Origin of the sequence: Dyadobacter sp., assembly GCF_039919315.1 — a bacterium.
Lineage (GTDB): Bacteria > Bacteroidota > Bacteroidia > Cytophagales > Spirosomataceae > Dyadobacter.
Map to the genome: position 1 here is coordinate 47,994 of NZ_JBDSFX010000023.1, position 21,421 is coordinate 69,414.

Below are 21,421 nucleotides of genomic sequence, written 5' to 3' on the forward strand. Positions count from 1 at the left end.
TCGGCTATCTTTGCGGTTTATTTTCAGTTTGTACTCTTACAGCTAACGTTGCACAATGTCTAAAAAAATCCAATCCGCGCTTATATCTGTTTATTATAAGGACGGACTTGAACCTTTGGTTCGCCTCTTGCACAACAACGGTGTTAAACTTTATTCAACCGGAGGGACTCAGACTTTTATTGAAAACCTGAATATTCCTGTTACTGCGGCAGAAGAACTGACCGGTTACCCCTCTATTTTTGGCGGTCGCGTCAAAACATTGCATCCTGCTATCATGGGTGGTATTTTGTACCGCCGAGACGATGCCGGTGATGTTGCCCAGGCAGAACAATACAATATTCCTGCCATTGATATGGTCGTAGTGGATCTGTATCCGTTTGAAGAAACTGTTGCTTCCGGTGCAAGCGAAGAAGATATCATTGAGAAAATTGACATTGGCGGCATTTCATTGATCCGTGCAACCGCGAAGAATTTTAAAGACACATTGATCGTTTCGTCGCGTAGCCAGTACGCAGAGGTAGTGGAATTGCTGAATGCAAAAGCCGGTACTACTGACCTCGAAGACCGTCGCTATTATGCAGGCCAGGCTTTTGGTGTGTCTTCTCATTATGATGGCGCTATCAATCGCTTCTTCACCGCTGGTACTGAAAAAACAGACAAAGACCTTTTTGATTTTACCAGCCTTGCATCACAAACTTTGCGCTATGGCGAAAACCCACACCAGAACGCGACCTATTATGGTGATCTGGACGGGATTTTTGACAAATTGCACGGTAAGGAATTGTCATATAATAACCTCGTAGATGTAGATGCCTGCGTGAACCTGATCGACGAATTCGTTGGCGCTGATCCTACATTCGCGATCATCAAGCATACCAATGCATGCGGAATAGCCACTGCGCCGACAGCGAAAGAGGCTTACGACAATGCTTTGGCATGTGATCCAGTTTCTGCATTTGGCGGAGTCGTGATTACCAATGCGAAAGTGGATCTGGCTACGGCGGGAGAACTGAACAAACTGTTCATGGAAATTCTCATTGCACCTGAGTATGATGAAGAGGCTTTACAACTTTTGAAATCGAAGAAAAACAGGATTTTGCTGAAACGCAATGCGGTAGATCTGCCTCAGGTGATGTTCAAAACGATCCTTAATGGTGTGCTGGTTCAAGACAAAGACTTGTCTACTGAAATCGCTTCTCAATTCACGACTGTAACTGAAAAAGCGCCTACAGAGAATGAATTGACAGCATTGGAATTCGCATTGAAAGTTTGCAAACATACCAAATCGAATACTATCGTGTTGGCAAAGGAAAACCAGCTGCTGGCAAGTGGTACCGGACAAACTTCCCGCGTGGATGCATTGCGCCAGGCGATTGATAAGGCGAATGCATTTGGTTTTGACTTGAGTGGTGCTGTTATGGCGTCAGACGCATTCTTCCCATTTGCCGATTGTGTTGAAATCGCGCATTTGGCTGGAATTACTGCCGTAGTACAGCCAGGAGGCTCTATCCGTGATAAAGATTCTACCGAATATTGCAATGCGAATGGAGTAGCAATGGTCACTACGGGGATTCGTCATTTTAAACATTGATTTTCGTTGTCGGCCTGAGCGGAGTCGAAGGCATCTGTGCACGATGCCCTTCGACTCCGCTCAAGCCGACAAGTAAAGCCATTGCATAAATTAACTAGCGTATCATTCATTGAAAAAGCACAGTCCAGTCAAAAGAGCGATTTTCCGGTCAGGGAAATTTCTTTTGATTGGACTGTTTGTTTTAACGGTCAGCCTGTTTTTTCTCTATCCTCAATTATTTTACTGCGAACTGATTGGCTTTTCGAGTTTTCGGTCGGAAGCAGGAACAATCTATTTCAGCCCTGATGTCAATCCCGTATATGATGTGGCTTTAAAAAGAGTTGTCAGGCAGGCCGAGACGCGTGTGGATTCATTTTATTCAGGGAAAAAATCCAAACCAATTATCATCATTTGCAGCAATCCGCAGGAGTACCAAAAATATTGCAGCAGTACAGAAGGCGCGGGATGCAGCCTGGGCACGCCCTGGGGACATTCTTTCGTCGTTTTGAATGGACGGGAGATGAACATCGATGTGGTCGGACACGAAATGGGGCATACTGAATTGCTGGAACGCCTGGGTTGGTGGACAATCGCGACAGAGATCCCCCAATGGTTTAATGAAGGCCTGGCTTTAATGCTGGATAAGCGTTTTGTCAATAATCCCGATCCTGCAGGGCGCTACCTCGATTATATGGACGAGTGGATGTACTACACGGGCGGCGGGCAGGAAATTTCGGAACTGAAAGACATGGAAACGATCAAAGGATTTTTCAGCGGCGGGCAAAAGCGGGTGATGCGTGCCTATATGTCGTCGGGGATGGAAGTTTCGTACTGGCTGACATTGGCTGGCGACGACGGATTGAAAACATTGATTTCCGAAATCAAAAAGGGACGTTCTTTCGACGATGCTTACCGGGAAACAGAAAAGCAAAGGCTGAAAACTTACTTCAAAAGACTTCCGGCGAATCCGCTCCGTTTGGGGAATTCAAAGAAAATATCAGAGTAAAGCTTTACGAATATGTGCTTGTAGCTATATTTATGAACTCCTTATAAAAAGCAAGGATAAACGTCTTTACGACATTTATAATTTTGTACTATTTTCGGAATTTAATGTACCTTTCGATTTATACCAAAAAGCCTCATCCATTCATCTATTTTATTATTTGAAATGCAACAATTACAAACCCTGGATTATGTCGTTTTCTTCTTCTATTTCATTGTAGTCTCCGGTTACGGTTATTGGATTTATCAGCGGAAAAAGTCCACCACAGAGTCAACCAAGGATTTCTTTTTGGCAGAAGGCTCTCTTACCTGGTGGGCGATCGGTGCATCCCTCATTGCTTCCAACATTTCGGCGGAGCAGTTTATCGGGATGTCGGGAAATGGTTTTTCGATGGGTTTGGGTATCTCTACCTATGAATGGATGGCGGCAGCGACTTTGGTGATCGTGGCCGTTTTTTTTATGCCCATTTATTTAAAGAACAAGATTTACACCATGCCTCAGTTTCTGAGCCAGCGATATAATCCGACTGTAAGTTTGATTATGGCTGTTTTCTGGCTGGCGCTATATATTCTGGTGAACCTTACTTCCATCCTTTATCTGGGAGCATTGGCGGTATCAGGTATTTCCGGACTCGATTTTCAGTTTTGCATGATCGCGCTGGCCGTTTTCGCTATCATTATTACGGTGGGAGGTATGAAGGTGATTGGTTATACCGATGTAATTCAGGTGTTCTTCCTGGTAATTGGCGGTTTGGCTACTACCTATCTGGCTATCAACCTGGTTTCAGGCGATGCCGGTATCGATGGTGTAATGAGCGGTATTAAAATGATGCGTGAAAATCACGACGATCACTTTCACATGATTTTCCCAAAAAGCAGTCCGTTTTACATGCAGCTACCGGGATTAGCGGTGTTGCTAGGCGGTATGTGGATTGTGAACCTGAACTACTGGGGATGTAATCAGTATATTACCCAGCGTGCGTTGGGTGCGGACTTGAAAACAGCCAGAAATGGTATCCTGTTTGCAGCGTTTTTGAAATTATTAATGCCTGTGATCGTGGTTTTGCCGGGTATTGCGGCTTATGCATTGTATAGCAAAGGAATGTTCCAGGCCGAAATGCTGGATGCCGATGGAGCATTGAATGCAGATAAAGCTTATCCCGTACTATTGAATTTGTTGCCAGCTGGCCTGAAAGGGCTTTCATTTGCTGCACTTACCGCCGCAGTAGTGGCATCTCTGGCCGGAAAAGCCAACAGTATTTCAACGATTTTTACCCTGGATATTTTCAAAAATTACATTGGTAAAAATGCAGACGAAAAGACACTCGTAAGAATCGGCCGTATCGTAGTGGTAGTGGCTATGATCCTGGCGATCGTCGTATCTCCTTACATGGGTATCGATAAAAAGGGAGGTTTTCAGTTCATTCAGGAGATGACCGGGCTACTATCGCCGGGTATTTTTGCTTCCTTCATCATGGGTTTCTTCTGGAAACGTACCAATTCAGCCGGAGCATTGTTCGCGATCGTAGGTGGATTTTTGATCGCATTAGCGATGCACAACAATTATTTCCCATTTGCAGATTGGACACAGGTTCCGTTCCTGGATCGTATGGGACTGGTATTCCTGATATGCGTGGTAGTGATGGTAATCTTGGGGCTAGTTATGCCGGATGAGAAAAAAGGCCTCGCTATCGATTCTTCCATGTTCATACCTCACCGTACCTTTATCATCGGAGCAGTTGTGGTACTGGCGATCATCATCTTCTTGTACTCACATTTCTGGTAAGAATCGTTACCACAATATAAAACAGCAAAAGGCCCGATTTCGGGCCTTTTGCTGTTTAGGAGAATGCCAGATTAAGCTACTTCCTCGATAATCGTAATCTTCTGGATCTTATCACCCTGGCGGAGCAGATCAACTGTATCTACACCTTCCACTACTTTTCCAAAGCAAGTATGGTTTCCATCCAAATGCGCCGTGTTATTACGGCTATGGCAAATGAAGAACTGAGAACCACCGGTATCACGTCCAGCATGTGCCATTGACAGCACGCCGCGATCGTGGTATTGGTTACCTCCGGTCAGTTCGCATTTGATCTTGTAGCCCGGACCTCCACGGCCGGTGCCGGTAGGATCACCACCCTGAACCATGAAGTCAGGAATAACGCGGTGGAAAATCAGGCCGTCATAAAATCCTTTTTTCGAAAGGTCAACAAAGTTTTTCACTGCGATTGGAGCATCCTGATCATAAAATTCGATCAGCATGGTCCCCTTATCGGTGATCATTTCCGCTTTTGTCATATCAATAATAGAGTATTTGAATAAAATTAAACGTTGCCACAGCAGGTTTTTTACTACCTTCTATAACAACACAAAGAAAAGGATAATGTATCCTTTTCTTCTCATATGCGATCAAATAAAATGATTGTTCTCAGGAATCGGTGGAAGCTCTAACCAGCTGTTTTGCTAATAGCGCAGCGGCTTTTTTCTGCTCCACTTTAAAATCTGCAAGACGATCCACAACGTCGCCGCTTCCCCACTCCCTACTTCTTTCAGGGTTTGAGAACCATTCTTTAACGGCAAGCAGCTTGTAGATGTACCTGGTGGTTTCTGAATTTAAACGAAGTTTGAAGTAATCATCTTTGTTCTGTGAATCCATTCTGTTCTGAATGTGCGTAGGGCCGGCATTGTATGCAGCAGCTACGAGTGTCCATGAACCCAGTTGGCGGTGCAGCTCGCGGAGGTATTTGCCCGCAGCGTGCGTTGATTTAACTAAATGCTTGCGGTCGTCCCTGGTTTCATTTACAACCAGCCCGAGAGATTTTGCTGTTGACGGCATGAACTGCCAGTAGCCCCCTGCGCCTCTGTGTGATGTAGCTTCATCGCTCATTGCGCTCTCAATTAGAGGAAGATATTTGAAATCGGCTGGTACTCCGTACTTTTTAAGAATCGGTTCTATAATTTTGATTCTTTTTTTTGTCTTTGTCATCAGCTTACGAAAAGTGGGATTGTCGTAATTTCTGATCGTGTTTTGATATCGCTCGGCGATACGAAGCTCTGATAATGGGATGGCTTCGCCACAGAAGTCAATAGCAAGAAGATCTGAATTGATAATAGTTGCTTCTTTCAGTTCCTTCTTTTCCACCCCCACCTCGCTTGTCGGCGTCTTGCCCCAGATAGCGATTGAGAAGGCCATAAAGATAAGTCTTATCATGCATTTTGTATTTCGTGAAACATAATTTTTGGCCTGAGCCAGGGTGCAAAGATAACGCTATTGAATTAATAAAATTTCATTTTTGGGTAAAAAACTGATTTATAGGCTTTTATACAATATGGTTGTAGTACTAATTCAAGATTGTAGAATTTGGTATGTTCTAAGTGTTTCACGGTAAAATCTTCGTCTACTTTTCCTAAACTGGAATTTTAATTGGTAAAATCGCTTTTTTGCCAAATCCAGATTCTAAATTTAAATATGATTATACCGGGGGTGAAATATTTTTAGCTCTACTTACTAATTGATAGTCAGTCGGTTACATAATTTTATAGAATTAATTCGCTATGCCATAAGTGCAATTTTAGCTCGATTTGGCGTTTTTTGTAAAAAATCGATTCTCCTTCCGTCTGTATTTTTGAGTGACGGAAGTGCTAAATTGCAGGTCCGAATTTCCATTCACTAATATGGTCACTGTCAACGAGGCGAAACAAAAAATTATTGCAAACTCATTGGTTTTACCTTCCGAAACACGTCGGTTGGAGAATGCATTAGGACATGTTTTGGCGCAGGATATTCTCGCGCCGATCTCCCTGCCATCGTTCCGCCAGTCGTCCATGGATGGTTATGCAGTGATACATTCCGACATCCTTTTTGACGGAAGTTCGTTGCCCGTTTCTGGAGAATCGAAAGCAGGCCAGACTGAAATTCAGAAATTACTGCCTGGTACAGCCATCAGGATTTTTACAGGAGCGCCCGTGCCGGAAGGCGCTACGGCTGTTGTCATGCAGGAACATACGGTATTGGAAAATGGCTATGTCAGCATTCAGGAATTTCCGGTGAATGCGGGCAAAAACGTCAGGAACATTGGCCAGCAAATACAAGCCGGAGTTGTTGCCCTGCCCAAAGGCACCTATATCACGCCGGGAAGCATTGGTTTTTTGCTGGGTATGGGGGTTGAAAACGTGGAGGTTTACCGAAAACCGAAGATCGGCTTGTTGGTGACTGGCGACGAACTGTTGAAAACCGGCGAGCCGCTGGTATATGGCAAAATTTACGAATCCAACTCAGCAATGCTCGTCGCAGCGTTAAAAGAGGAAAATATTGCTGACATTGAAGTCAAATATGCAGCCGATGATCTGGATTCCACCATTGCGGCATTGAACGAGCTTTCCATTCATAATAATGTTATACTTGCCACAGGTGGGGTTTCGGTAGGGGATTACGATTTTGTAGGAGTAGCTTTGCAGGCGATACAAGCTGAGACTGTGTTTTATAAGGTAAGACAGAAGCCAGGTAAGCCGCTGTTATTTGCGAAAAAGGGTGAGAAACTGTTTTTTGCTTTGCCAGGTAATCCTGCTTCGTCGCTGGTATGTTATTACGAATACGTGCTTCCCGCACTGCGTATGATCACGGGCAGGCAAGATGCTTTTTTGAAAACATTAAGATTGCCGTCGAAGTACGCGTATTCATTCAATGGTGAAAGGGATGAGTTTCTGAAAGCATTGGTCGAGGAAGACTTCGTGACCCCGCTCGATGGCCAGGAATCATTTGCTTTGCGCTCATTTGCGATGGCCAATGCGATTATTTACCTTCCCGTAACGCAGAATGTAGTAGCCGAGGGTGATTTGGTAGAAGTTCATTTATTGACTTTCTGAATCAGATTTTGAGATTCATTGTTATCGAAATGACCATTAAATTAAATTGCTACAAATGAGCCTTCATGTGATGTACTATGGAATGCTGGCCGAAATTACAGGGTTAGCCGAGGAGGTCTGGGTAGGAGATAGCCAGCTTACAGTCGGAGGATTCCGGAACCAGCTATTGGATAAATATCCGGCTATGCGCGAAAAAAAATTTAAAGTAGCGGTAAATCAGAAGATTTCGGAGGATTTTGTTCCTATTGATGCACAATCAGAAATCGCATTGCTGCCGCCTTTTGCAGGCGGTTGATCGATTTCAACCAATTATCATTTAAATGTCAGTTTGATGGAGAAGGTACATAAGCCCAAAAAAGTGTTTGTTCAGGGACCGATCAGCCCGGATTTTGTTTCAAAATCCATTGCCAGTCACCAGTCCAAAACGAACATTGGCGCACATGCTATTTTTCTGGGACAGATCAGAGCAGATAAAAAGGAAACGGGATTGGTGAGCGGCATCGAATATACCGCTTATGAAGAAATGGCCGAACAATTGTTTCACGAGATCAGAGAGGCGGCATTTGCGAAATTTGAACTCAGCTGCATGCACATTTACCACAGTCTAGGCGTAGTTCCGACAGGAGAAATTAGCCTTTTCGTGTTTGTTTCCTCGCCCCATCGCCGCGCTGCTTTTGAGGCATCCGAATACATTGTGGAAGAGATAAAGGCAAATGTCCCAATCTTCGGCAAAGAGCTGGTGGGGGAAGGCGGGGAGTACGTGTGGAAGGAGAATAAGTAGTACTTCGGCTGACGGCCGTCGGCTGTCAGAATTTGACCGTTGACCATTGACCATCGCAATTCACTCATTGACTCATTGACCATCGACTCATTCACTCATCCACTCATTATAAATGGTTGACATTACATACAAGACTAATACCCTGAGAATTGCAACTGCGCAGGCTATTGTACAGGTGAGTAAACCCGAGACCATTCAAGCCATTGAAAATAGGGCAGTACCGAAAGGTGATGTGTTCGAAATGGCCAAAGCAGCAGGTTTTCTGGCGGTCAAAAAAACACCGGACCTTCTCCCTGATTGTCATCCAATTCCTGTCGAATATACTGGTGTGCAATATCGCATTGAGGGATTGAGTATTTTTATTGAACTGACTGTCAAGACGATTTATAAAACCGGCGTCGAGGTAGAAGCCATGCACGGTGCATCCGTGGTAGCGCTCACGATGTACGATATGCTGAAACCCATTGATAAGGGTGTGGAGATCAGAAATATCAGGTTATTGGAGAAAAAAGGAGGAAAAAGTGATCGAAAAGCAATTCCTGAAAATCTGAAAACGGCTGTAATTGTTTGTTCCGATAGTATCTCAAAAGGGCTTGGTGAAGATAAATCCGGTAAAAAAACCATTGAAAAACTGGAAGCTATGAAGCTCAGCATTCAGGATTACAGCATCATTCCGGACGATAAAACAGTTATTCAGGATAAGATTAAAAGTCTTTGTGCCGCTCATTATCAATTGATTTTGATCACTGGCGGAACCGGTTTATCGCACAGGGATGTTACACCGGAAGCAGTATCGGAGCTTTTGGACCGTGAAATTCCGGGAATTGCGGAAACAGCACGGCAATATGGCCAGGAACGTGTCCCTACTGCAATGCTTTCCCGCTCGGTCGGTGGCCTTGTGGGCGATACGCTGGTGGTGACCATGCCTGGCAGTACCGGAGGTGTTACGGAATATATAGATGCTCTTTTCCCACATATTTTGCACGTTTTCAGCGTTTTGGAAGGCAGCAGGCACGAGTAATGAGCATCGTAATCAATTAGTTATAAGTAAATGTCACTACCCATTACAGATACATTTGGCCGTAAGCATACCTATCTGCGCATTTCGCTGACGGATAAGTGCAACCTGCGTTGTACCTATTGTATGCCGCAGGAAGATATGCAGTTTATGCCATCCAAATGGCTGATGCAGGCTGATGAAATTCAGGCACTTGCGGAAATTTTCGTGGAAATGGGTGTAGAAAAGATACGTTTAACTGGCGGCGAACCACTGATCAGGAAAGATGTCGGGCAGATTGTGTCTAGTCTGGGAAAATTACCCGCGTCGCTCACATTGACGACCAATGCGGTTTTTATTGATCAGTTTATCGGTGATTTGAAGGAAGCGGGTGTTGACTCTTTGAATGTCAGCCTGGATACATTAAAAGAAGAACGCTTCAAAAGCATTACCAAACGCGATCATTTTACCAAAACACTGAATAACATCCGGCTGCTTTTGTCGGAAAATTTTGTCGTCAAACTGAACATGGTAGTGATGCGCGGCGTGAATGATGATGAGGTCAATGACTTCGTCAGACTGACGCTCGATCAGCCGAATTTGCATGTTCGGTTTATCGAATTCATGCCTTTCAATGGTAACCAGTGGGATATGTCAAAGATTGTATCCTATGCTGACCTGATCACAGACATTACTTCTGAATTCGATTTCCAGAAGCTCACGGGAGAGGTGCATGATACAGCTCAGCGGTTTCAAGTAACCGGTGGCGCCGGTACATTCGGGATTATTGGAACGGTAACACATCCGTTCTGTGCGGGATGCAACCGGATCAGGCTTACTGCGGATGGCAAGCTTAAAAACTGCCTTTTTGATACGTCCGAAATGGATTTACTTACTCCGCTACGTCAGGGACAGGACGTTAGGGGCCTTATTTACTCCCATTTTCACAAAAAACACTTCGCGCACGGTGGCCACGTTGATTTTACAGAAAAACAGGCGAAGTCAGAATACGAACAAAACCGCAAAATGATCGCTATTGGCGGTTGAGCAGCCCATTATTCCTGCTCCATCTAAAATTTTTCAGGGTCTCTATATTGGGACAAGACAGCGTGTACTTGTATCTGATGATTAGTCTGACGCAGATTTTATATCTCTGACGGCCTCTGGCGTAAATTTCAGTTTGTAAAACGCCATTATTCTGCGTCCAGCATTTTGAACACTGGATCTTCATCAATCAGTAAATCAGGTTGGTCCCTATATTTTTTGATTCTCTGATTCACCTCCTCTTTTTGCCAGGCTGGAACAATTTCATCATCCGACTCCTTAATCAGTTCAACGGCGTCCATTTTTTGCAAATCTTCTATCAATGAAGCAGCATAATCCTTTTTAATCCTGATATGATAAGTTACCGACATATGAGTATCTGATTGATGTTGCATTCAACTTGACCGTTTTACCAAAGTTAAACAAACGAGGTCAGATTTCAGTTTTCGAGTACTACAACAATCCGTATTAACGTAACCATTTTGGCCTAATTTTATACTTATCGCCATTCAACATCAATTTCTGCCGTTCAAGTAATGCGTGCAACATGGCCGTAGAAGGTATCATCATTAGTGAAAATCATTCAAATTTTTACTCAAAGTAACCTTCATAAGCCATGAAAAACGTGATGAAAACAATTGCTGCAGCCGCATTCGGACTCTTCTTAGTGAGTAGCGCCGTAATCGCAGACCCAATCATCGAAGCCAAAGCAGAATGTAAAAATAACACTTGCGAGAATTTTCGGGTGGGTATGTACCGCGTCAGGAATACCGTTTCTATGAATGTATTAATGGAAAAACAAAAAGGGCAGCGTGTCTCAATCAAGCTGCTCGATGCAAAAGGAAAAGTAATGCACGAGGAAGTTGTGCCGAAATACCTTACCAAATTTGGCCGGAAACTGAATTTCGAGGAGATCAAAGACGGTGACTACACGCTGGAAATTTCTGACGATTCGGAGAAAATCGTAAAAAACATTCACCTGGAAACCAATGATGTCAGAGAAACTGCACGTACGTTGGTAGGGATGAATTAAGGTTCTAAAAGTGTGCGTTACGGGTTTGAAGCCGCAACATTCCTGTAACGCCGCTTTTTATTGATTAGCCAATTCTTCTTGCGAGGGACGTGGCCGCAGCTTCACCGCCAGCAGATCGTAAGTGATTTTTGCCCAGATCAAAATACAGGGTACAGCCTTTATCACATAAGGTTTCATCCATTCATTTCGTATAAATGGTGGAAAAACGTCAGTCGGTGACAATGCTGTGAACACGAATGCTAGTACCAGTAAAAAATAGTTGCCCTTTTCAGGATATTGCGAATAATACCAAAGCGCCACGCCACTGATCGCAATGATAAATGTGGGCGACTCAGCCCGGTGATTGAAAATAACCACCCAGATCAGGATCGATGCGAGTATAAGCATTCGGAAATGGAAATTACCGTATGATTTGATCCTTAATAGTGGGATGCAAAAAAGCACCGCACCCGCTACACTCACATAAGTTTTATTGACCTGCCACCCAAACCAGGTTTTCAGCCAGCCAATCACCGACAGCCCGTCGGAAATGGAATGATCATTGGCGAGCATATGGCCCCAGCTTTTGTACAGAAATATAAACTGATCCATATCCACCACCAGCAGCGGAAAAATGGTGAAGACGATGACCCAAAATGCAGTCGTGTAAGTGAGTTTGAATTTATCGGGATATAGAAGGTACAGCGCGAGGCCGACAATGCCGAACAGCTTAATGTAGATCGTGGAAACCAGGCAGAATGATGCCATCCAGTACTTGCCCCGCTCTAAAAAGCCGAAGGTAAAAAGTAGCAATCCGGCGATCAATGCATTGCTTTGCTCGTTTTGAACCGAGGTAAGGAGTTCTACCAGCATGAAAACGAGTATCAATCCTTTGGTACGGATATCAATTTTAGGCAAATAATAAACCGAAAAGAAAAGTACGGTAACATTCAGAATGTTCCACAACGAAAGGCCCAGCACGTCGGGAAGTACGGCTAGCAAACCGAATAGCAGCGCGAACGTGGGGCTATACTTAAACAGATCCCACTGCTCTTCCTCAAACAGCGAATATAAATCCTGTCCATGAATCAAATGGAAGAAGGACTGCTTGAAAATGATGTAGTTGTTGTAGGTAGTATAAAGCCTTCCGCCTTCGAGAAAGGTTTTGAGATCACTGAAATAGGATTGCAGGCTGGCAAAAATGGCAACACCAATAAATACAATTAGTATGGACCTCTGATTAGTCAAAAAGCGGTTTATTGCTGTCATAAGGCGGGATTATCTCCTTCAATTTTAAATTCTGTCCAAATTTAGAGATAAAAATCACACCTCATTTCAATTCTTCATATACCCAAGAGATTTTAGCCATCCTTCCATCGCTGCGGGCCAGTTGGCCAATGATCCTTTTCCTTCCGTGCGCATACCGTAGCCATGTCCGCCTTTGGGATACAAGTGCATTTCAGCAGGTATTTTTTTGTTTTTTAAAGCCAGGTAATATTGAATGCTGTTCTCAACAGGAACGCCGGTGTCGTCCATAGCGTGCACTAAAAACGCTGGCGGTGTCTGTTCGCTGACCTGCAATTCATTGGAGTAGTACTTGATCAGCTCGTCAGATTTTTCGGGTCCTAACAAATTATCACGCGAGCCACCGTGAGCGATACTTGGCTGAAGAGAAATAACCGGGTAGAGCAAAATGGAAAAGTCTGGCTTTGCGTCCTTTGAGGCCTTTTCCCCCATATTGTAATGCGTCGACAATGTTGCCGCGAGATGTCCTCCCGCGGAAAAACCCATTACGCCGATTTTATTGAGGTCAATGTTCCATTTGGTGGCGTTTTGACGAATCAGCTTCATTCCCTGCATGGCGTCCAACAGAGGAACTTCATGCTGGTGCGTCATTGCTTTTTCATTCGGCAGCCGGTACTTCAATACAAATGCTGAAATGCCACGATCATTGAACCATTTGGCAAAATCACTTCCTTCATGCGAAGCAGCCAGAATTCCGTAGCCTCCGCCGGGGCAAATCATGACAGCTGCGCCGGTAGCGGTTTCTTTTGGGGCAATGTAGGCAGCGATCGTCGGGACGGTAACCCCGCTGATGCGCAAAATTCCGCTGGCATCGGTAACCGATTTTTCTTCGACCGAACTGGTTTTGAAATTAGGTATTTTGCCGTCTGGCCAAAGGTTAATGACTTCGGTTTGTGCCATGGATTGATAGGATAATGCGGAAAGGCTCAAAGCGATAAGGGCTGCCGATATTTTTCTCATTGATTGTGTTTTTCATCAATAAGACGCTTTGAGATGCAATTTACCCTCAAATACGGGGCATCCATTCGATGATGGCCTGTTTTAAATCCTTTTGATCACCAGCAGTGACATTAACTAGTTGAAAGCCAGGTTCTCCGCGGATGACTTTCCATCGCCAGTCGATCTGGCTGATGGTTGTGTGGTGATTATTGGAAAACCACCAAGCTGTATGCAAAATGTCAGTTCCTTTTTTTAGAGTTCCAAAGTAAATGCGCCGACCTGCGAAATTTTCCTCACGGATATTGGTGAATTCGTAACCAGAGCCTTTCCAGCAGGTAACCGGGCTGTGATCGGTGGAATAGAAAGCGGGAATAGGTTTCACATAAATGAGCGCGCTGTCGTTTCGGAATCGGATGATGCCATTTCGAAGAACACTGGAATTGTATTCACCGGCTGGACTGATTATCGGGTTTTTCGCGGAACTGATATTGATCTTTTTCTCCTGAAAAATAAGGTAGCCACAGCCAAGTAAAATCATGCAATTCAGAACCGATATCATTGATTTCCAGCGAAAAACCACTATTGGCCGCTCGCTAACCAACCGGCCATACCGTTTAAACAAATATCTGGCCAGGAGCGAAACCGGTATCCATACATATAGCAACAGGCAAAGTACTCCCACGATATCGTGAATGGGATTTTCGGGTGCAATTTTGAAAATGACCAACATGATGATCCGCATCAGATTGCTCAAAATGTTGAGACCAAAGACCAGGATCATCAGTAATGTATTCATCAACAATGGCAGTTCTTTCCGGCTTGATCGCTGGTAATGAACCAGCAGGAAAATGCCTGCCAGCAACGAAAATCCGGTCATTTGCAGACCCATGCAAGCCGGATCGACGCGGAAATCTGTGCCATTGACCTGAATTACATTGCCGGTAACAGTCACAGGAAAATTCGCGATTTGTAGCAGCTTTCCGGCCCATTCGCTGAGTTGGAGACGGATGGGAAATGTGAATACTTCGGACAAATATTTGAACAAAGGTGATATAATGATCAGTATCCAAAAAATCAGTGGGCTCGTTTTGCTGTACAGACTTTCAATGGTGAAAAGAATCGCAAACAATAATGTCAAATACCTGAATGTGAGTTCTTGAATAAAGAAACTGCCGATAAAAAATAGCATTACTACCAGTAACAATCGCAGACTTTTCCCCCTGGCCGGCAACATACAGATGATAAAAGCCAATAAACCGGTACCGATCAGAAATGTGGAGTCTGCGATCAGGTAACCATTTGCTAATAAGCTGATAATCAAGGCTGCATATCCGATGAAGTACAGTAGCCACTCTTTTTTACCAGCGAGCATAGCTGCGGAAAGTATAGTAGGAAACCAACAATGCAAAAATGATGATCAATGCCCATTCGTGAGGTTCAGGTACCGCTCCGGAATTCTTCAATGTTGCATTATCAAGGCTGTTTTTGCTTTTTTGAATGTCAAAACGTGTGTAATCTTGCGCAGTTTCTAACACGATCAGGCTGGAAATGGGCGTGACGATGTTGGCTTGTTCGGCCTCTGTGATCAGACCGGAAGTGGCAGCGGAGTCTTTCAGATAATCTTTGCTGAGGTATTTTGTGCCAATCTGCTGCATCATGTGATTGTAGGCATATAGCCGCGCAATGTGGTCCGGTGCGCCAATGGATACGCTATCTTCACTTTCAGAGATCGTCATTTTTGCATTGTCAATTCGTACCAGGTTCTTGGAAGCGCCTTTTTCCTGATCTATTGGGAACTGGTTCTTCGCTAGCATTTCAATGATTTGCCTCAAATCTGCCTTTTCGCAACGGACGATTCGTAACTCATGAAGGGTTTTGAAATAGGGCGATAATTCGTTTCCAATGTTGAATGTTCTCAATGGATTTGCCAGCGTATCATTTCTAAGTGCACGACCAAACTGGGTTTCCTGTAAATCCTTCACATTTGGCGAGATATGCGTCTCTTTTGTGATCAGTAATGCGTCGCTTTGATGGCGCACGGCATGAACGGGGAACAGGGAATAGTTCCAGGACGAAAGCCTGGCGAAAATAGCATCTTTGTTCTGACTGGATAGTTGGATCATCCCATCATCATACACAAAAACAGCCTTGTTTTTCACCAAAGCATACACCGAATCAAATTCATTTTTCGTCCAGGCTTTGTTAATGTCCAGGTAAATTTTCTTGGCAGAAAACGATTCTGGAATTTCTTTGAATGGCTTGATCTGGTATGTTTTGGAATTAAAAACAAATCCTTTATCCGAAAGCGGAATGGCATCAAAGCTCAGGTTCCACGATGGAATGTATGTTCTGTTCAGGACCAATTGATTCGCTCCCGACTCCTCCATTTCAAATGGAATTTTCAGCCCGCTCACATTTTTGGTAAAATCCAGCCGGATACCTTCCGAGGCATCGTCGCTGGGCGGTCCTTTGAAGTAAATGTTCTCGTAGGTCAACCGGTTACCATTCAATTGTAGCGGGGAGGTAATGCCAATCTTGAATTTTCTCCTCTCCCGTGCGATGCAGGGGAACACTTTCACTTTTACGGTATTACCTTCCTGCCAGTGAATGACGGACGGGTCGCGACTTTCGACTCCGACAATGGTTTTGTAGGCAGAATCCGCCTTGGTCTGAGTAGTCAGATATCCTTTCTCTTCCTTATCATTGATCCAAAGCGAAAGCGAGCTGACGACGGAGCCCTCTGGCAAATAAAAAGTATATATTGCTTCTTCTTGCCAACTTGATAGGCTATGGTTTGCGATACTAAGTGTTTTTTCGGTATAAGCAGTGCGAAAATCCGGATAGATGCGAATTTGCGTGACCACATTTTCAGTACTGAGATTGTTCCCCGACCATAATCTTTCCTGCGTGTAATGTCGGGCATCATTCAAAACTTCGAGCAACTTAATTCTGTCTGATTGACTCAGATCAGGTTTCTTAGTAAATAATGAAGCGATCAGTACCAGTGGATCGTGCCTTACCGTATTACCCAGGTTGAGTGTGCGAGGGAGAAAATCGAAATCGCTACGTGGTGTTTGATAGGCGAGATAGTCCATCATCACCTGTTTTGTTATCCAGTCGTCATCCATTTGCTTCCCTATTTCAATCCAGGCGGGAAGGTCGTCACTGTCTTGGGTGGCAATGGAATTGGTAAGAGACTGAATTTTTTTGCTGATCAGGTTCCATTGCACAACGTAGCCAATCACGAATAAGACAGGCAGCAAAATCCCGGCCATTATGGGTATTTTGTACGTTTTCCACCTTCGGGACAAAATCCTGAAATGCGTGATGCACAACATGAATGGGATAAAGCTATGGATCGACAGACCAAAAAATACAAGGCCAATAATGCTTGCAGGATACAGCCACGACAGATAAATCGCATAGTATGCCCACAAAACTGACGACGATCCAAGCAAAAGGAATAGCAGTTTCCTGAAAAATAGGGTAAGCGATTCTTCCCAGGTGAAAGCAATGCAGACTCCTGCTGAAATCATTATAGCGATAGACAGCCATGCTGCCGATTCGTGGAAAACAGGAAATGCAGTATTAAATGAAAAGCAGCTGACCAACCAGATAAGCCAAAGCAGCAGGCGATGCGGCTGATAAATTTGGTTCTTCGTTTTCCAGAAAGAGAACCAGGTTTCACCTTTGGTAGACATTCTGATCGTGTAGAATACCGCTATGACGTAGGAAAACAGAAAAGAAGACTCGAATAGCAGGGCGGGAGAATCAGCAGATTGTTTGGCGAATACGAAAATGCCGAAGCTCAGGGAAAGGCAGATCAGGCCTATCAGGTAATCGGTCTCCATCGCGAATGGCTTTCGCGATTCCGTTGGAATGCCCGTGTTATTGGTTGAATGATCATTCGCAGCGTAATCTGCCTCAGACGATTGGAGCATTGTTTTCATAGATTCTTTCTAGTTTTAAAAGTACTTTGAATTACAAAGTAAAATTTCAAAACCCAATATTCCTACGATTATGCTCCTAATTATTTTGAAGGGGAGTACTTAATGATCAGCCGTCAGGAAATGATGATTGAATGGTTGATTACGGCTTGGCAGGATTGATCATGATGTGCGCGCGGTGCGTTCCCGGGTCCATGATCCACGGCATACCAGGCATGTCGGGTTTGAGAGCTAATCCGGTACTTTCGGCGGTAGCGAAAGGAATGTAGATCACGTAGCGCAGATAGCTGTTTTTTAGTGCGCCGGTAGCATTGTCGTAGTTGTCTTTCGATCCGGATAGGACATATAATGTGGAGGGTTGCTTCGGCATTAACAGCGTTCCGTCTTTGACTTCTTTCTCACGGGTATCGAAAATGGCCTTTGCATTTTTACCCTCCTTACTTAAAACCCGTCCACGTTCCATAAAGGCATCCAGGTCGCTTTGATAACAGGAAACGCTGATATCTTCTTTTTTTGGATCGTCGGCGAGGCAAACAAAATCGTTGGTGCCGTTTCTGATAATGGTAAATGAGCCGTCAGTAGCGTACCCATAAACTTTGGCACCGGCCTGTTTTTCAGACGGTGCGGCAAGTACAGCCGTCTTGATTTGGACATCAGCCGACGGAATATTTTGCGCCGACACTTCCAGCGTGAAACTCAGGGCTATCAGGCAAAAAAAAGTCATCTTCATAATAGTAAATGTTTATCTGTGAACTCTTATACCGTAAGTTAAAATTTTTATTGTAAAATTGACACGTTTAGACCAGAAGTGAATATTTACTTAATTTCTGGAAAAATTTCAATAATTCACTATGAACCTAAGAAAATCGCTACTCCTCTTTCCCACAGGTTGCTTATTGGCAGGCTTGATGGTCGCTTCATACCAGCGTTCCAACCCGAGTACATTCCACAGTTCAACGCTGGACAGCCTTTATAAGGACCTGACAGACGCTCAAAAGCGGTCGCCCAAGTATGCGGTTGCGGGATTATCTGTTGCCGACGGTCTGGAAGCAACACTGTTCGCCTCGGAGCCTAACATTACCAACCCTACCAACATTGATGTGGATCATTTGGGGAGAGTTTGGGTGTGTGAAGCATATAATTATCGTCCCGCGATCAATGGTAACCCTACCAAGAACGAGGGCGACCGGATTCTGATCCTGGAAGACAATGACGGTGATGGTAAATCGGACAAAACAACTGTTTTTTATCAAGGCAAGGAAATCAATGCGCCGCTCGGAATTTGGGTAATGGGCAACAAAGTACTTGTTTCCCAGAGTCCGTATGTGTGGCTTTTCACGGATGAGGATGGTGATTTGAAAGCAGATAAAAAAGAAATCCTTTTTGAAGGAGTAGGCGGCGAGCAGCATGATCACGGCATGCACGCATTCACATTTGGGCCTGACGGTAAGCTGTATTTCAATTTTGGAAACGAGGGTGGACATTTGCTCGATGGAAAAGGGAATCCGGTTCTAGGAAAAGATGGTCAGCCGATTGATTTCAAAAAATTGAAGCAAGGAATGGTTTTTCGCTGCGATCCTGATTTTAAGAACATTGAGGTGTTAGGTAACAATTTCAGAAATAACTATGAGGTAGCGGTTGACAGCTACGGAACCATGTGGCAGTCGGACAATGATGATGACGGTAACAAAGGCGTAAGGATTAATTATGTGATGCAGTATGGCAACTACGGCTACACCGACGAATTGACCGGCGCGGGCTGGCGTGCAAACCGTACCAATATCGAAGATTCCATTCCATACCGCCACTGGCATTTGAATGACCCGGGCGTGGTACCGAACTTATTGCAAACCGGTTCAGGCTCGCCTACTGGTATGGTGGTGTACGAGGGAAGACTTCTGCCCAAGGAGTTTTGGGATCAAATGATCCATTGCGAGCCAGGACACAATGTAGTACGGTCTTATCCTGTGCAAAAAGCGGGAGCAGGATATTCAGCCAAAATTGTGAATGTAGTAGATGGCAAAAGAGACCAATGGTTCAGGCCTTCGGACGTGTGCGTAGCGCCTGATGGTTCATTGATCGTGTCCGACTGGTATGATCCGGGCGTGGGAGGCCACCAGGCTGGTGATCAGAATCGTGGCCGTTTGTATCGCATCGCGCCATCGAATTCTCCTTATCGCAACCCGAAGGCTGATCTTACAACGCCAGCCGGTGCGGTTGAAGCATTGCAAAGCCCTAATGTTTCGGTGCGTTACCTTGCGTGGACTGCGTTGAGTAAGATGGGAGCGCAGGCGGTACCAACTGTTGAAAAGTTATTTAATGATAAAAAAGCAAATTATAGAATGCGTGCCCGCGCCTTGTGGCTGCTGAGCAAATGGCCTGCTACTAGCAAAAAAACCATTGATATTGCCATAAAAGATACTAATCCTGATATGCGCATAGCTGCATTGCGGGCTGCCAGTGAATTGAAGGAAGTTGATATCACGAGTTATATCAAATTATTAGTGAAAGATGCAGAGCCGCAGGTTCGCAGAGAATGTGCATTGATCCTACATCACAGCAAATCAGCCGAGGCACCTGCGTTGTGGGCAGAGCTGGCGAAGCAATATGACGGGAAGGACCGCTGGTACCTGGAAGCATTAGGAATTGGTGCGGACGGGCAGTGGGATACTTTTTTCAAAGCGTGGCTGGCAAAAGCGGGCTCGAACCCGGTAAGTACCCAAGCTGGAAAAGACATTGTTTGGCGTTCGCGTGGCAAAGAGTCTGTGACATTGCTGGCTACACTGGCCGGCGATCCTAACGTTGATCTGAAAAGCCGTCTGCGCTATTTCCGTGCTTTTGATTTCAATACAGCAGCGAATGAAAAGTCAATGGCACTATTGAAAATCATGAAAGGAACCGCCGCGGATCAGGCAAAAGTGAATGAACTGGCGTTGCGGCATTTGGATCCTGGATTTGTGAAGCAAAATCCGGAGGCATTAGCGGCGCTTAAAAAGCTGCTGGATTCCTCATTCGGCACGCCTGTGTATCTTGAACTGGTCTCGAAATACGAACTGACCTCTGAAAATGAGCGGTTGCTGGATATGTCGATTAATCAGGCTTCGACCAGAAATGGTTCTGCTGCGGCTACACAATTGATGAAACAAGGTGGTGGGGAATTGGTGAAGGCTATCATCAAAAGCAAAGATCCCGTAAAAAGCGAAGGCATACTGACTGCATTGAAAGGAGTAGGGAGCAAAGAGTCGCTGGAAATCCTGAAAACGGTTGCGCTGGATACTGACTATCCGATCGGCTTGCGTACGGTGGCGGCGAAGTCATTGGGAGGTACCATGAGCGGTGAAGATCAGGTGCTTATTTTATTGAAAGATGGTAAACTCACCGGCGATCTGAAAACGGCGGCTGTACAGGGATTGAGCGGAGCTTGGAGGAAATCAGTGAAAATGGAGGCTGCCAAATATCTGGAAGGTGCCACTGCGACAACTAGCAAACATCCCGAAGTGAACGTATTGATTGGAATGAAAGGTGATGCTGCGAAAGGAAAGCAGATTTTCACATCCTACTGCTCGGTTTGCCACCAGGTGAATGGCGAAGGGATGGATTTCGGGCCAAAGCTTTCTGAAATCGGAAGCAAATTGCCAAAGGAAGCGCAGTATGCGGCTATTTTTGAGCCGAGTGCGGGTATTGGTTTTGGCTACGAAGGTTTTGAAGTGACCTTGAAAGACGGCTCAACCGTTTCCGGAATTGTGGCAAGCAAAACCGAAACAGACCTGATTCTGAAATTCCCGGGCGGCTCCACACAGGAGTACAAAATGTCCCAGGTGAAATCCATCAAACAAATGAAAGATTCGATGATGCCGGCTGGCTTGCAGGATGCTATGAGTACTGAGGAGCTGGTTAGTTTGGTTGATTATTTGAGTAATTTGAAGAAGAAATAATCTCGCCGTGCGAAAAAAAT

General features: G+C 44.8%; 18 protein-coding genes. 10 read left to right on the plus strand and 8 right to left on the minus strand.

Features of this window, described 5'->3' with window-relative positions; all coding sequences use genetic code 11:
* Positions 1 to 55: 55 nt before the first annotated feature.
* The 3 genes from purH to ABIO93_RS06855 all read left to right on the plus strand — a co-directional run bounded on the left by purH (position 56) and on the right by ABIO93_RS06855 (position 4,358).
* A complete protein-coding gene (purH, locus tag ABIO93_RS06845; RefSeq protein WP_348065795.1) occupies positions 56 to 1,591 on the plus strand; it encodes a bifunctional phosphoribosylaminoimidazolecarboxamide formyltransferase/IMP cyclohydrolase in 1,536 nt (511 codons plus the stop codon).
* Between the two features lie 109 nt (positions 1,592 to 1,700).
* A complete protein-coding gene (locus ABIO93_RS06850) occupies positions 1,701 to 2,576 on the plus strand; it encodes a hypothetical protein (protein ID WP_348065796.1) in 876 nt (291 codons plus the stop codon).
* Between the two features lie 162 nt (positions 2,577 to 2,738).
* Positions 2,739 to 4,358: a sodium/solute symporter gene (locus ABIO93_RS06855; RefSeq protein WP_348065798.1), complete on the plus strand. Its 1,620-nt coding sequence runs from the start codon at positions 2,739 to 2,741 to the stop codon at positions 4,356 to 4,358.
* A gap of 71 nt (positions 4,359 to 4,429) precedes the next feature.
* Here ABIO93_RS06855 and ABIO93_RS06860 read toward each other — a convergent pair whose 3' ends face one another.
* Together ABIO93_RS06860 and ABIO93_RS06865 are read right to left on the minus strand one after the other, a co-directional pair.
* Positions 4,430 to 4,873 (minus strand): peptidylprolyl isomerase, encoded by a 444-nt coding sequence (locus ABIO93_RS06860; protein WP_348065800.1) that lies wholly within the window; start codon positions 4,871 to 4,873, stop codon positions 4,430 to 4,432.
* A 130-nt stretch (positions 4,874 to 5,003) separates the two neighbouring features.
* Positions 5,004 to 5,768 carry a lytic transglycosylase domain-containing protein gene (locus ABIO93_RS06865; RefSeq protein ID WP_348065802.1) on the minus strand — a complete coding sequence of 255 codons (765 nt, stop codon included), beginning with the start codon at positions 5,766 to 5,768 and terminating at the stop codon, positions 5,004 to 5,006.
* A gap of 482 nt (positions 5,769 to 6,250) precedes the next feature.
* On the opposite strand from ABIO93_RS06865, the gene glp reads away from it, so the two are divergent.
* The 5 genes from glp to moaA all read left to right on the plus strand — a co-directional run bounded on the left by glp (position 6,251) and on the right by moaA (position 10,266).
* Positions 6,251 to 7,441, plus strand: coding sequence for a gephyrin-like molybdotransferase Glp (gene glp, locus ABIO93_RS06870; RefSeq protein ID WP_348065804.1), 1,191 nt, complete (start codon positions 6,251 to 6,253; stop codon positions 7,439 to 7,441).
* A 55-nt stretch (positions 7,442 to 7,496) separates the two neighbouring features.
* Positions 7,497 to 7,736: a MoaD/ThiS family protein gene (locus tag ABIO93_RS06875; protein ID WP_348065806.1), complete on the plus strand. Its 240-nt coding sequence runs from the start codon at positions 7,497 to 7,499 to the stop codon at positions 7,734 to 7,736.
* Positions 7,737 to 7,772: 36 nt separating this feature from the next.
* Positions 7,773 to 8,222: a molybdenum cofactor biosynthesis protein MoaE gene (locus ABIO93_RS06880; RefSeq protein WP_348065808.1), complete on the plus strand. Its 450-nt coding sequence runs from the start codon at positions 7,773 to 7,775 to the stop codon at positions 8,220 to 8,222.
* A gap of 112 nt (positions 8,223 to 8,334) precedes the next feature.
* Positions 8,335 to 9,243 carry a bifunctional molybdenum cofactor biosynthesis protein MoaC/MoaB gene (gene moaCB, locus ABIO93_RS06885; RefSeq protein ID WP_348065810.1) on the plus strand — a complete coding sequence of 303 codons (909 nt, stop codon included), beginning with the start codon at positions 8,335 to 8,337 and terminating at the stop codon, positions 9,241 to 9,243.
* 30 nt (positions 9,244 to 9,273) lie between these two features.
* Positions 9,274 to 10,266 (plus strand): GTP 3',8-cyclase MoaA, encoded by a 993-nt coding sequence (gene moaA, locus ABIO93_RS06890; protein WP_348065812.1) that lies wholly within the window; start codon positions 9,274 to 9,276, stop codon positions 10,264 to 10,266.
* A gap of 146 nt (positions 10,267 to 10,412) precedes the next feature.
* Here the strand turns inward: moaA and ABIO93_RS06895 are convergent, their stop codons facing one another.
* Positions 10,413 to 10,658, minus strand: a complete 246-nt coding sequence (locus ABIO93_RS06895) for a hypothetical protein (RefSeq protein WP_348065814.1) — start codon at positions 10,656 to 10,658, stop codon at positions 10,413 to 10,415.
* A 233-nt stretch (positions 10,659 to 10,891) separates the two neighbouring features.
* Between ABIO93_RS06895 and ABIO93_RS06900 the strand changes: the two genes are divergently transcribed.
* Positions 10,892 to 11,296 carry a hypothetical protein gene (locus tag ABIO93_RS06900; RefSeq protein ID WP_348065816.1) on the plus strand — a complete coding sequence of 135 codons (405 nt, stop codon included), beginning with the start codon at positions 10,892 to 10,894 and terminating at the stop codon, positions 11,294 to 11,296.
* Positions 11,297 to 11,353: 57 nt separating this feature from the next.
* On the opposite strand, the gene ABIO93_RS06905 is transcribed toward ABIO93_RS06900, so the two are convergent.
* The 5 genes from ABIO93_RS06905 to ABIO93_RS06925 form a co-directional block, all read right to left on the minus strand.
* Positions 11,354 to 12,544, minus strand: coding sequence for a glycosyltransferase family 87 protein (locus ABIO93_RS06905; RefSeq protein WP_348065818.1), 1,191 nt, complete (start codon positions 12,542 to 12,544; stop codon positions 11,354 to 11,356).
* 66 nt (positions 12,545 to 12,610) lie between these two features.
* Entirely contained in the window at positions 12,611 to 13,540 is a 930-nt protein-coding gene (locus ABIO93_RS06910; RefSeq protein WP_348065820.1) for an alpha/beta hydrolase, read from the minus strand.
* A gap of 46 nt (positions 13,541 to 13,586) precedes the next feature.
* Positions 13,587 to 14,891, minus strand: coding sequence for an exosortase N (xrtN, locus tag ABIO93_RS06915; RefSeq protein WP_348065822.1), 1,305 nt, complete (start codon positions 14,889 to 14,891; stop codon positions 13,587 to 13,589).
* On the minus strand, positions 14,878 to 17,469 hold the full coding sequence (locus ABIO93_RS06920) for an XrtN system VIT domain-containing protein (RefSeq protein ID WP_348065824.1): 2,592 nt from the start codon (positions 17,467 to 17,469) through the stop codon (positions 14,878 to 14,880). The genes xrtN and ABIO93_RS06920 overlap by 14 nt, the downstream gene beginning before the upstream one ends.
* A gap of 139 nt (positions 17,470 to 17,608) precedes the next feature.
* On the minus strand, positions 17,609 to 18,196 hold the full coding sequence (locus tag ABIO93_RS06925) for a hypothetical protein (protein ID WP_348065826.1): 588 nt from the start codon (positions 18,194 to 18,196) through the stop codon (positions 17,609 to 17,611).
* Positions 18,197 to 18,317: 121 nt separating this feature from the next.
* Between ABIO93_RS06925 and ABIO93_RS06930 the strand changes: the two genes are divergently transcribed.
* Positions 18,318 to 21,401: a PVC-type heme-binding CxxCH protein gene (locus tag ABIO93_RS06930; protein WP_348065828.1), complete on the plus strand. Its 3,084-nt coding sequence runs from the start codon at positions 18,318 to 18,320 to the stop codon at positions 21,399 to 21,401.
* Positions 21,402 to 21,421: the final 20 nt, after the last annotated feature.

Bases quoted from the DNA above. Each gene is read 5' to 3' on its own strand.
- ABIO93_RS06855 (WP_348065798.1), top strand. From the start codon at position 2,739: ATGCAACAATTACAAACCCTGGATTATGTCGTTTTCTTCTTCTATTTC.
- moaCB (WP_348065810.1), top strand. From the start codon at position 8,335: ATGGTTGACATTACATACAAGACTAATACCCTGAGAATTGCAACTGCG.
- ABIO93_RS06905 (WP_348065818.1), bottom strand. From the start codon at position 12,544: ATGACAGCAATAAACCGCTTTTTGACTAATCAGAGGTCCATACTAATT.
- ABIO93_RS06875 (WP_348065806.1), top strand. From the start codon at position 7,497: ATGAGCCTTCATGTGATGTACTATGGAATGCTGGCCGAAATTACAGGG.
- ABIO93_RS06880 (WP_348065808.1), top strand. From the start codon at position 7,773: ATGGAGAAGGTACATAAGCCCAAAAAAGTGTTTGTTCAGGGACCGATC.
- moaA (WP_348065812.1), top strand. From the start codon at position 9,274: ATGTCACTACCCATTACAGATACATTTGGCCGTAAGCATACCTATCTG.
- ABIO93_RS06920 (WP_348065824.1), bottom strand. From the start codon at position 17,469: ATGAAAACAATGCTCCAATCGTCTGAGGCAGATTACGCTGCGAATGAT.
- ABIO93_RS06930 (WP_348065828.1), top strand. From the start codon at position 18,318: ATGAACCTAAGAAAATCGCTACTCCTCTTTCCCACAGGTTGCTTATTG.
- ABIO93_RS06860 (WP_348065800.1), bottom strand. From the start codon at position 4,873: ATGACAAAAGCGGAAATGATCACCGATAAGGGGACCATGCTGATCGAA.
- ABIO93_RS06865 (WP_348065802.1), bottom strand. From the start codon at position 5,768: ATGGCCTTCTCAATCGCTATCTGGGGCAAGACGCCGACAAGCGAGGTG.
- xrtN (WP_348065822.1), bottom strand. From the start codon at position 14,891: ATGCTCGCTGGTAAAAAAGAGTGGCTACTGTACTTCATCGGATATGCA.
- ABIO93_RS06895 (WP_348065814.1), bottom strand. From the start codon at position 10,658: ATGCAACATCAATCAGATACTCATATGTCGGTAACTTATCATATCAGG.
- ABIO93_RS06925 (WP_348065826.1), bottom strand. From the start codon at position 18,196: ATGAAGATGACTTTTTTTTGCCTGATAGCCCTGAGTTTCACGCTGGAA.
- ABIO93_RS06910 (WP_348065820.1), bottom strand. From the start codon at position 13,540: ATGAGAAAAATATCGGCAGCCCTTATCGCTTTGAGCCTTTCCGCATTA.
- glp (WP_348065804.1), top strand. From the start codon at position 6,251: ATGGTCACTGTCAACGAGGCGAAACAAAAAATTATTGCAAACTCATTG.
- ABIO93_RS06900 (WP_348065816.1), top strand. From the start codon at position 10,892: ATGAAAACAATTGCTGCAGCCGCATTCGGACTCTTCTTAGTGAGTAGC.
- purH (WP_348065795.1), top strand. From the start codon at position 56: ATGTCTAAAAAAATCCAATCCGCGCTTATATCTGTTTATTATAAGGAC.